This is a genomic window from Curtobacterium sp. P97 (assembly GCF_023712445.1).
GTDB lineage: Bacteria > Actinomycetota > Actinomycetes > Actinomycetales > Microbacteriaceae > Curtobacterium.
This window is the reverse complement of record NZ_JAMAYF010000010.1, coordinates 166,781-176,737: the sequence shown is the minus strand read 5'-3', so window position 1 is coordinate 176,737 and position 9,957 is coordinate 166,781. Positions and strand designations below refer to the sequence as shown.

The following is a 9,957-nucleotide window of genomic DNA, read 5'->3' as shown; positions in this document are numbered from 1 at the left end:
GCTCCGCGGACACGTTCGCGGTCGTGTGACCACGAACGTGTCCGCGGAGCCGAGTCTCGGCGCCGGGCGCCGGGCGCCGGGCGCCGGGCGCCCGCCTGGTCAGCTGCCGCGGTAGGTGCTGTGGGCGAAGGGGCTGAGCAGCAGCGGCACGTGCAGGTGGTCGGTCCCGGTCACCGTGAACGCGACGACGACGTACGGGTGGAACGTCGGGACCCCGGCGGCGCGGTGGTGGGCGCCGGTGTCGAACCGCAGCTCCAGGTCCCCACGGGGCAGCACGTCCGGCCCGAGCCCCGCGCGCCCGTCCGCGTCCGTCTCCCCCGTGGCCAGGACCTCGCCCTCGGGGGTACGCAGTGTCAGCGCGACACCGACGGCCGGGGTGCCGGTGCGGGCGTCGAGCACGTGCGTGGTCAGGTGCGGGACGCCGAAGGTCGCTCGGATCCGGTGCACGGCGATGTCGGCCAGGGCAGCGGTGGCCTCGGCCACCTCGGCGTCCGGCTCCCCCGCGAGTCGCCGCTCGAGCTCGGCGAGGAGTTCCGCCGGCGTCCGCCCGGCGGCACGGACGAGGAACACCCGGCCGAAGCGGTCCTCGTACGCGGCGTTCCCGCGGGCGATGGCCGCTGCGACGTCGTGCGCCGCCGTCGCCATCGCGCCCTGCTCGCGGGCCGACGACGCCTCGGTGGTGCGCTCGCCGATGCGGGGGTGCTCGGCGAGGGCGGTGTCGAGGTCCGCCGCGGTCCACTGCGCCGCCGCCTCGGTGGCCGCTGCGACCAGGGCCGGCACGGTGCGGAACGGTCGAGCGGCCACCAGGGCGTCCGCCCACGCCGGCACCGCTGCCCAGTGCAGGGCGGTCCGTCGGGCGTCGTCGGCGGGGGCGGAGTCGAAGTCGCGGAGGTCCACCCGCCACACCCTAGGGACCGCGCGTTACGCCGACGTTTCCCGCGGCTTCGGCGGGCTCAGAGGTCTGCGGCGAAGGACGCGATCCGGAGCCGCAGGTCCTCGATCCGGCGGACCCGGGCGGCCTCGACGTCGTAGCCCTCGTACGCCGGGGGCACCGGGCGTCGGACGTTGCGGGAGCACTGGAAGTCCTGGCAGACGAGGGTACCGACGGTGTTGCCGTTCCGACCGGCCTTCCCCGAGCGCTTGGCGGCGTAGAAGACGACGTCGTTGGGCAGCTTGACGTCCTGGCACCACGAGCACTGCGCCCGTGCACGCGGCGACGCCTCGGCCTGCCGGAACAGGATGCCGACGAGGTCGCCCTCGAGCGTCGGGACGACGGCGTATGCGCGGCGCGCGGTCTTCGGGTCGCGCCAGCCGAGGAAGTCGAGCGACTCCCAGTCCAGCGTCTCGAGGTCGGTCGGCAGGGTCAGGTCGGTGACCTCCTTGCGGGAGGCGTTGACGAAGGACGAACGGATGGTCTTCTCGCTGATGGGCAGCACGGTGTGGTCGCTCTCGACGGGCCCGGGCGCGGGTGCGCGCCGCACGGGCGGAGGTGTGGTCAGGGTTCGACGGACGCGGCCGTGCCGGACGGCACAGCCGGGGGCGTCACGCCCTGATGCCGGCGCTCTGCGCGCCGACCACCTCCTGCTGACTCACGGTCCCAGCCTACGACGGCGTGTCAAGCCGGGCGTGTCGCGTCGTCGACCCGGTCGGGGAGTCGTCGTCGACCCGGTCAGGGAGTCACGGAGCGGGCCGCAGCAGGACGACCGACCCGTCGAGCGCGGGCCGCCGGCGGAGTGCCCCGTACCGGCTGTCCCACTCGCCCGACGCGAGCGCGCTCCGCAGGGCGGCGACCGATCGGCGAGCGGTGAGGTCGTCGACCAGGCTCCACGCCGGGTCGGCGGCGCGGACATCGGCGTCGAGGAGCCGTTCGGGTCGCGCGTAGTAGCCCTCGCCGAAGCCGTCCACGCAGGTGAACGGCACCGGGAGGCGCACGACCTCGACGGACGGCCCGACGAGCGTCGCCAGCCGCTCGACCGTCGGCAGCGTGTCCGCCTCGGCGGCGACCACCGCGGACGCGTACTCGGCGAGCCAGCCGGTGCGGAGCCGGTCCGGGTCGCGCGCGAGGACGACGACCCGGCCGTCCTCGGGCCGTGCGAGCCCGGCGACGGTGTCCACGCTCGGGAAGGTCAGCAGCACCGCGTCGGCGTCCCCGTCGGAGACGACCTGCCGGTCCGCGGGCACGTACGAGACCGGACCAGGCCGTTCCTCGCGCACGGTGCGGGCATCGGCCAGGGACCCCGCGACCGCACGGACGAACGTCGGCTCCGGGCGGCGGTGTCGTCGCAGGAGCGCCGCTGTGTCCTCGTCCACCGGCATCCTCGTCACGGCCCCACCCTACGAACGCTCCCTGCTAGCGTCGTCGCATGGTCTCAGGGGGATTCGCCGTCGTCAGCATCGTCTACCTGGCGGTCGTGCTGCTGTTGCTCGTGCTCGTCGTCGCACTCATCGTGCTCGTGTTCGCCGCGATCCGCGTGCTGCGGTTGACCGCGACCGAGAAGGAACTGCGCATCGACCGGCTCCGCGTGGACTCGCTCGTCGACACGCTCGGGAGCGACGACGGCGCCGACGGCGCCGACGGCGCCCCTCGCCCCGAGGGACCCGCAGGACCGACCGCGCCGTGACGACCGACCGCTGACCACGGCGGTCGTCCGGTCGGCCCGTCAGTCGTCCAGCTCGGCCTCGCCCGCACGCACGGCGGCGAGCCGCTCGGACCGCTCCGTCGCGGCCCAGGTCCCGAGCAGCGCGAGCGACCGCTCGGACTCGCTGCCCGGCTCCGCCGAGTAGGTGAACATCGTCAGACCCGGGTCGGCGACGAGCTCGAGCGCCTCGAAGTCCAGCTGCAGCTCCCCGACGACGGGGTGCGCGATGCGCTTGCCGCCCCGTCGGTGCACCCGGACGTCGTGGGCAGCCCACCAGCCGCGGAACTCCTCGCTCCGTGTGGAGAGCTCGCCGACGAGCGTCACGAGACCGGGCTCGCAGGGGTTCGCGACGGCCGCGGCGCGGAGGACGGCGACGGCCTCGCGCGCGGTGGCCGCCCAGTCGGGGAAGAACTCGCGCGCGGCCGGGTCGAGGAACGTGAACCGTGCGGTGTTCACGGGGCGCCCGGGGCCCGCGAACATCGGCGCGTACAGGGCCCGTCCGAGCTCGTTCGTCGCGACGACGTCGCCGCGCTCGTTCCGCACCCACGCGGGCGCGCCGGTGATCGCGTCGAGCAGGCGCTGCACGCCCGGCCGGACACGCGTCGGTACGTTCCGGTGCATCACCTTGACGCCGGCGTTGGCCAGACGGGCGAGGTCGAACAGGTGCGTCCGTTCGTCCTCGTCGAGCTGCAGCGCGCCCGCGAGTCCCTCGAGCACGCTGTCCGAGACGCCCTTGAGCGAGCCGCGCTCGAGCCGCGTGTAGTAGTCGACGCTCACCCCGGCGAGCATCGCGACCTCGTGCCGACGCAGGCCGGGCACCCGGCGGACGCCGCCGCCGAACGACGGCATGCCGACCTCGTCGGGGGTGAGCCGCGCCCGCCGCGAGGACAGGAAGTCACGGATCTCGTTGCGCACGTCGATACCCATGGCACGAGCGTACGTGGCGGCACCGTCGCGACGACAGGCACCGGCGGTACCCGTGACGGACGGGAGGCGCGGTGCGGGTCGGCACCGCGCCTCCCGTCCGGCGGTGGCCCGGCTAGGAGACGGGCGGGACCGCGTGGACCTTCTCGGTGGCCGCCGGCGCCGCCGTGGCGGCGTCCGCCGCTCGGGGAGTGACCCGCACACGCGCCACCCGGTGCCCGTCCATCTCGGTGACCTCGAGGCGGTGCTCGCCGGTCTCGACCACGTCACCGACCTCGGGCACGCGGTCGAGGTGCACCTGCACGAGCCCGCCGACGGTCTCGTAGTCGCCGTCCGGCAGCAGCGGACCGCCGTCGGCCGCGAGGTCCTCGAGCACGGTCGCACCGTCGATCCCGTCGGACTCGGCGGCCGGCGGGTCGTACTCGTCCCTGACGCGGCCGACGAGGTCCTCGAGCAGCGCCTCGAGCGTGACCATGCCCGCACTGCCGCCGTACTCGTCCACCACGAGCGCGATCTGGTGTCCCTCGGTGCGCATGTCCGCGATGGCACTCGACAGCGACTTCGTCTCCGGCAGCGCGAGCACGGGGCGCACGAGCGTCGAGACGGGTGCCGTCGGGTCGGTCGGACGGAGCAGGTCGCGGAGGTGCACGAAGCCCGTGACGTCGTCCCTCGAGCCCTCGGTGACCAGGTACCGGGTGTGGCCGACCTCGATGGCGTGGTCGGTCGCGTCGGCGATGCTGAGCGAGGCGTCGATGGTCGAGACGTCGTACCAGGGGCGCATCGACTCGCGGAGGATCCGGTCACCGGCGTCGAGGGCGCTGCGGGCGATGCGGCGGCCCTGCGCGTCGATGGCGTCGTGGTCCTCGACCAGACCGCGGAGCTCCTCCGTGCTCATCGACTCGCTGCGGGCGTCCGGGTCGCCACCGAGCAGCCGGACCACGCCGTTCGTGGTCTTCGACAGCACCCAGATCACCGGGCGCATCGCGGTCGCGAACCGGTCGAGCGTCGGCGCGACGGCCATCGAGAAGCCCTCGGCGCGCTGCAGGGCGAGGCGCTTCGGCACGAGCTCGCCGAACACGAGCGACAGGTAGGCGATGACCAGGGTCATCAGGACGAGGGCGACGGCCTCGGCCGCCCCCTGGTCGAGTCCGAGGCCGGACAGCAGCGGCGCGACGTCCGGCGCGATCGACGACGCACCGTACGCGGCCGAGAAGAACCCGGCGACGGTCACGCCGATCTGCACGGCGGACAGGAAGCGGTTCGGGTCACGCCCGAGCGCGGCGACCCGGGCTCCGCGGGAGCCGCGTCGCTCGAGCTGCTGCAGCTGTGACTCGCGGAGCGAGACGAGGGCGATCTCCGCCGCGGCGAAGACACCGCCGACGAGCACGAAGAGGATGACGAGCCCGAAGGCGATCCAGGTGTCGGCGTCCATCAGCGGGACACCACCGTGGGTCGGCGCCGGGCGGGCGGTCTGTGGTGATCGTCCATGCTGTGATCCTGTACAGCCATGCTGGGACGCCGCCGCGCCGGTGCTGCACGAGTGCTGTGGGTCCGGGGTGCACGGACCGGGACGTCAGCGGTCCCGACGATCCGCCGGGTCGCCCGGGTCGGATCGAGCCCGGGTCGGATCGTGCTCGGGCCGGGTCGTGCTCGGGTCAGATCGTGAGCGAGCGGCCGATGCGGGCCTCGAGCCAGGCCTCGGGGTCGATCGGCGTGACACCGTCCATCAGGACCTCGAGGTGGAGGTGTGCGCCCGTCGAGACGCCGGAGGAGCCGACGCTGCCGATGAACTGGCCGGCCTCGACGGTGTCGCCGGCCCGCAGCGGCGACGACCCGGGGATCATGTGCCCGTACAGGGTCGAGACCCGGCGGCCCTCGATCACGTGGTCGATGATCACCGTCGTGCCGTACGAGAAGTACGTGCCCGAGACGCGGACGGTGCCGGCGGCGACGGCGCCGATCGGGGCGCCCATGCCCGGGTTGAAGTCGAGGCCCTGGTGGAGCGAGGAGCACGCGGCGCACGGAGCGGAGCGGTACCCGAACCCGGAGCTCATGCGCACCGGGCCGGGGAACGGCGAGCGGACCTCGCCGCCGTACGACACCGCGCCCTCGGCGCCGCCGTCACCGGCGACGACGACCTGCTGCCCGCCGCCGACCGTGAAGTCGTCGCGGTCGAGGGCGGCCGCCTTGACCGCCTGGGTGACCGCGTAGTCCTGGGTGCGGACCTGCGGCGCGAGCGTGGACGTCGCTGACGAGGTGCCGGCGCTGGCGTGGGCGGGCATCGCGGACGCGGCGAACATCGCGAGTGCGGCAGCGGCGCTGGTCAGCGTGATGCGGCTCGCGCGGTGCGAGCGGGACGGGCGCGTTGCACGTGCCGAGGGCGTCGCGGCGACCGGCAGCGCGGCACTCCGTCGACGGACGACCCGGGTGATCCGCGCGTCGACGTGCTCGGTGGTGGCACGGGCCTCGGTCGTGCGGCGTCCCGACCGCGCGGCGACCGGGACGGTGTGCGGAGCCGGTGCCGGAGCGGTCGACGACTCGGGCGTGCGTCCGGGTGCCGGTGCGGGGGAGACGGTCGCGACCGTCCGGGCCGCGTCCGAGCGGGACGGGCGGGGAGCGCGGGTGCGACGCGCTGCCTTGCCGGCCGCTGCGCGCTCGGCCTCGAGGGCAGCGCGACGGGACAGGTGCACGACCGGGGTCTCCGGCTGCTGCTGGTCGGTGTCGTGTGTCGTCGTCATGGCCGCAGACCATTCTGCACGAGTCTGTCGCTTTGTACAGGGGTGATCGTGATCTTCCCGTTACCGAACGGCTGGCAGTCCGCTGACGTGTCACCGCGGTTGCGTGCCCGCTGGACGTCGCGTCGGTAGTGTCCGAGACCAGCGACCGGAAGGACCTGCGCCATGGCCCGAACGCCGCGGGAACGCCACGAACCCATCGACCTCGCGACCGCCGAGGTCGTGCTCGCCGGCACCCAGGAACTGCTCCCCGTCCTCCGGGCGTCGGCCGTCCGTGCGGGCGTCGACGCCGCCAGGATGCGGGTCGTCGGGGTGGACGACCTCCCCGATCCCCACGAGCACGCCGACGCCGACCTCGCGGTGATCGCGATCCGCCGACCGGGCGACGACCCCGCGTTCCACCGGGCACAGGAGGCCGCGGAGCTCATCGCGCCGCTGCTCGCGCCGAACGCCGTGCGCATCGTCATCACGGTCTCGGGGGTGACCCGGCTCGCCCCGAAGGTCGAGCGGACGCTGACGTCCGAGGTGCTCCACCAGATCGGCGTGGCCTCGGCCCGCTCGGGCTTCAAGCGCCCCTTCCGGAGCATGCGAACCCGCCTCGGCACCGCCGGACTGCGGGCCGCCGGGGTGCGGGTGTTCCGGATCACCGTCTGACCCGACCCCACGGCAGGGCCCGACCGGGTATCTTGACGTCGAGAGAAACCGCGCCGCGAGTACCGTGGACGGACCGAGGTCCGGCACGGTCGAACAAGGGAGTACCCGCCAGCATGGCCAAGATCATCTACACGCTCACGGACGAGGCACCGTTCCTCGCCACCCACTCGTTCCTGCCGGTCGTCGAGGCGTTCGCGCGCACCGCGGGGGTCGACGTCGAGACCCGCGACATCTCGCTCTCCGGTCGGATCATCGCCCAGTTCCCGGAGCGGCTCACCGACGAGCAGCGCCTGGACGACGCCCTGGCCGAGCTCGGTGAGCTCGCGGGGACGCCCGAGGCGAACATCATCAAGCTGCCGAACATCTCGGCGTCGATCCCGCAGCTCAAGGCGGCGGTCAAGGAGCTCCAGGCGCAGGGCTACGACCTGCCCGCCTACCCCGACGAGCCCACCACCGACGAGGAGCGCGACGTCCGGGCCCGCTACGACCGCGTCAAGGGCAGCGCCGTCAACCCGGTCCTGCGCGAGGGCAACTCCGACCGCCGCGCGCCGCTGTCGGTGAAGAACTACGCCCGCAAGCACCCGCACCGCATGGGCGCCTGGAGCCACGAGTCGCGGACCAACGTCGTGACGATGGGCAAGGACGACTTCCGCTCGAACGAGCAGTCGTGGATCGCCCCCGCCGACGACACCCTGACGATCGAGTTCGTGGCCGCCGACGGCGACACCACCGTGCTCAAGCAGTCGATCCCCGTCCTCGCGGGCGAGGTCGTCGACGGCACCGTCCTGCACGTCCGCGCGCTCGAGGCGTTCCTGCAGGACCAGATCCGTGCCGCGCAGGACCAGGGCGTCCTGTTCTCGGTGCACCTCAAGGCCACGATGATGAAGGTCTCGGACCCGATCATCTTCGGCCACGTCATCCGGGCGTTCTTCCCGACCGTGTTCGAGCGCTTCGGGGCCGACCTCGCCGCCGCCGGACTCAACCCGAACGACGGCCTCGGCTCGATCCTCGCCGGGCTCGACAGCGTGCCGAACGGCGCGGAGATCACGCAGGCGTTCGCCGACGGGATCGACGCCGGCCCCGAGCTCGCGATGGTCGACTCGGACAAGGGCATCACCAACCTGCACGTGCCGAGCGACGTCATCGTCGACGCCTCGATGCCCGCGATGATCCGCACCTCCGGCCACATGTGGGGCCCGGACGGCGAGGAGCACGACACCCTCGCGGTCATCCCCGACTCGAGCTACGCCGGCATCTACCAGGCCGTCATCGAGGACTGCCGCGCGAACGGCGCCTTCGACCCGTCGACCATGGGCTCCGTGCCGAACGTCGGGCTCATGGCGCAGAAGGCCGAGGAGTACGGCTCGCACGACAAGACCTTCGAGCTCCCCGGTGACGGGAAGGTCCGCGTCGTCACGAGCTCCGGTGAGACGGTCATCGAGCACGAGGTCGAGCAGGGCGACATCTGGCGTGCCTGCCAGACGAAGGACGTGGCGATCCGCGACTGGGTGAAGCTCGCCGTCACGCGCGCCCGTGCCACCGGGTCGCCCGCCGTGTTCTGGCTGGACGAGACGCGTGCGCACGACGCGAACCTGATCGGGCTGGTCCGGCAGTACCTCGGCGAGCACGACACCGACGGGCTGCAGATCGAGGTCATGGCACCCGAGGACGCCATGCGCTTCTCGCTCGAGCGCATCCGTCGCGGCGAGGACACCATCTCGGTCACGGGCAACGTGCTCCGCGACTACCTCACCGACCTGTTCCCGATCATGGAGCTCGGCACCTCGGCGAAGATGCTCTCCGTCGTCCCGCTCCTGGGCGGCGGCGGGCTGTTCGAGACCGGTGCCGGCGGCTCGGCCCCGAAGCACGTGCAGCAGCTGGTCGAGCAGGACTACCTGCGCTGGGACTCCCTGGGTGAGTTCCTCGCGCTCGCAGTGTCGCTCGAGCACCTCGCGGGTGTGACGGGCAACGCACGGGCGAAGGTGCTGGCGGACACGCTCGACCGTGCCACGGGGACGTTCCTCGACGAGGACAAGTCGCCCGGCCGCAAGCTCGGGTCGATCGACAACCGCGGCAGCCACTTCTACCTGGCGAAGTACTGGGCCGACGAGCTCGCCCGGCAGACCGAGGACACCGAGCTCGCAGCGGCGTTCCAGGGCCTGGCGGCGCAGCTCGACGAGCACGAGCAGACGATCGTCGACGAGCTGGTGGCGGTCCAGGGCAAGCCGGCCGACATCGGCGGCTACTACCGCCCGGACGCGGCGAAGACGAACGCCGTGATGCGTCCGTCGGCCACCCTCAACGAGGCGCTGGCCGCGCTCTAGGCGCGCACCGACGACGGACGGGAGGCGCGGTGCCGGCTGGCACCGCGCCTCCCGTCCGTCACGCGGTCGCGCACAGACCCTGTCTTGGTCGCAGGACATGCCGTCGCCGCCGGACGTGAGCGGCAAGTCGTGCGACCGGGACGATCGCGGGCGGCAAGTCGTGCGACCGGGTCGGCCGAGGGCGGCGCCGCGTCAGCCCTTGGGGACCGGGGGACCGACGACCAGCAGCGCCGAGAACACCAGCGCGACCGCCACGACCCCGATCGCCACCGACACCCCGGGCCGACGCACCACGAAGAAGAGCAGGCGGTCCCAGACCCCGGACCGCTCGTCGGCGGTCCGTCGCCAGGGGCCCGCGAGCATGCCGCGCCGGGCGACCGCGACCTCGAACGGCACGGTCGCGTACGGCACGACGGCGCTCGCCCACCCGAGCACGAGCGCCCCGACCGACCAGCGCTGGTTCACCGCGACGACCGTCGTCACCACGAGGTACGCCAGGAACACGAACCCGTGGATGCTCCCGCCGATGCGCACGCCCAGGTCGCCGGCGTCCAGCCCGTACTTCAGCACCATCCCGGCGATCAGCAGTGTCCAGGTCACGAGTTCGGCCACCGCGGCGGCACGGAACAGGGAGCGAGGGGTCATGCCGACATGGTCGCGCACCCGTCCGGGAGAACCCCC

Annotated in this window: 10 protein-coding genes and 1 pseudogene; 3 read left to right on the top strand and 8 right to left on the bottom strand. The window is 73.2% G+C overall.

The features are described from left to right. Positions 1-99: 99 nt before the first annotated feature. The 4 genes and pseudogenes from uraH to M3677_RS12450 all read right to left on the bottom strand — a co-directional run bounded on the left by uraH (position 100) and on the right by M3677_RS12450 (position 2,316). A complete protein-coding gene (gene uraH, locus M3677_RS12465) occupies positions 100-438 on the bottom strand; it encodes a hydroxyisourate hydrolase (protein ID WP_251160700.1) in 339 nt (112 codons plus the stop codon). Further along, a pseudogene (gene uraD / locus M3677_RS12460) lies at positions 439-897 on the bottom strand (2-oxo-4-hydroxy-4-carboxy-5-ureidoimidazoline decarboxylase); the annotation flags it as partial. 56 nt (positions 898-953) lie between these two features. Beyond that, a complete protein-coding gene (locus M3677_RS12455; protein WP_066658844.1) occupies positions 954-1,436 on the bottom strand; it encodes an FBP domain-containing protein in 483 nt (160 codons plus the stop codon). Between the two features lie 241 nt (positions 1,437-1,677). Beyond that, positions 1,678-2,316, bottom strand: coding sequence for a hypothetical protein (locus M3677_RS12450; RefSeq protein WP_066657350.1), 639 nt, complete (start codon positions 2,314-2,316; stop codon positions 1,678-1,680). A gap of 47 nt (positions 2,317-2,363) precedes the next feature. Here M3677_RS12450 and M3677_RS12445 point away from each other — a divergent pair, with 47 nt between their 5' ends. Beyond that, positions 2,364-2,621, top strand: a complete 258-nt coding sequence (locus M3677_RS12445) for a hypothetical protein (RefSeq protein ID WP_251160696.1) — start codon at positions 2,364-2,366, stop codon at positions 2,619-2,621. 39 nt (positions 2,622-2,660) lie between these two features. Here M3677_RS12445 and M3677_RS12440 read toward each other — a convergent pair whose 3' ends face one another. From M3677_RS12440 to M3677_RS18130, 3 genes are all read right to left on the bottom strand, one after another. After that, positions 2,661-3,566 (bottom strand): helix-turn-helix transcriptional regulator, encoded by a 906-nt coding sequence (locus M3677_RS12440; protein WP_209684832.1) that lies wholly within the window; start codon positions 3,564-3,566, stop codon positions 2,661-2,663. A gap of 112 nt (positions 3,567-3,678) precedes the next feature. Next, entirely contained in the window at positions 3,679-4,995 is a 1,317-nt protein-coding gene (locus M3677_RS12435) for a hemolysin family protein (RefSeq protein ID WP_251160695.1), read from the bottom strand. Positions 4,996-5,218: 223 nt separating this feature from the next. Further along, positions 5,219-6,301 carry a peptidoglycan DD-metalloendopeptidase family protein gene (locus tag M3677_RS18130; RefSeq protein WP_285844749.1) on the bottom strand — a complete coding sequence of 361 codons (1,083 nt, stop codon included), beginning with the start codon at positions 6,299-6,301 and terminating at the stop codon, positions 5,219-5,221. A 162-nt stretch (positions 6,302-6,463) separates the two neighbouring features. On the opposite strand from M3677_RS18130, the gene M3677_RS12425 reads away from it, so the two are divergent. Together M3677_RS12425 and M3677_RS12420 are read left to right on the top strand one after the other, a co-directional pair. Beyond that, positions 6,464-6,952 (top strand): hypothetical protein, encoded by a 489-nt coding sequence (locus M3677_RS12425; RefSeq protein WP_251160694.1) that lies wholly within the window; start codon positions 6,464-6,466, stop codon positions 6,950-6,952. Positions 6,953-7,065: 113 nt separating this feature from the next. After that, on the top strand, positions 7,066-9,276 hold the full coding sequence (locus M3677_RS12420; RefSeq protein ID WP_251160693.1) for an NADP-dependent isocitrate dehydrogenase: 2,211 nt from the start codon (positions 7,066-7,068) through the stop codon (positions 9,274-9,276). Between the two features lie 192 nt (positions 9,277-9,468). Here M3677_RS12420 and M3677_RS12415 read toward each other — a convergent pair whose 3' ends face one another. Then, the gene (locus tag M3677_RS12415; RefSeq protein WP_251160692.1) at positions 9,469-9,921 is read right to left on the bottom strand and encodes a DUF3817 domain-containing protein; all 453 of its coding nucleotides are present in this window, start codon (positions 9,919-9,921) and stop codon (positions 9,469-9,471) included. Between the last annotated feature and the right edge of the window lie 36 nt (positions 9,922-9,957).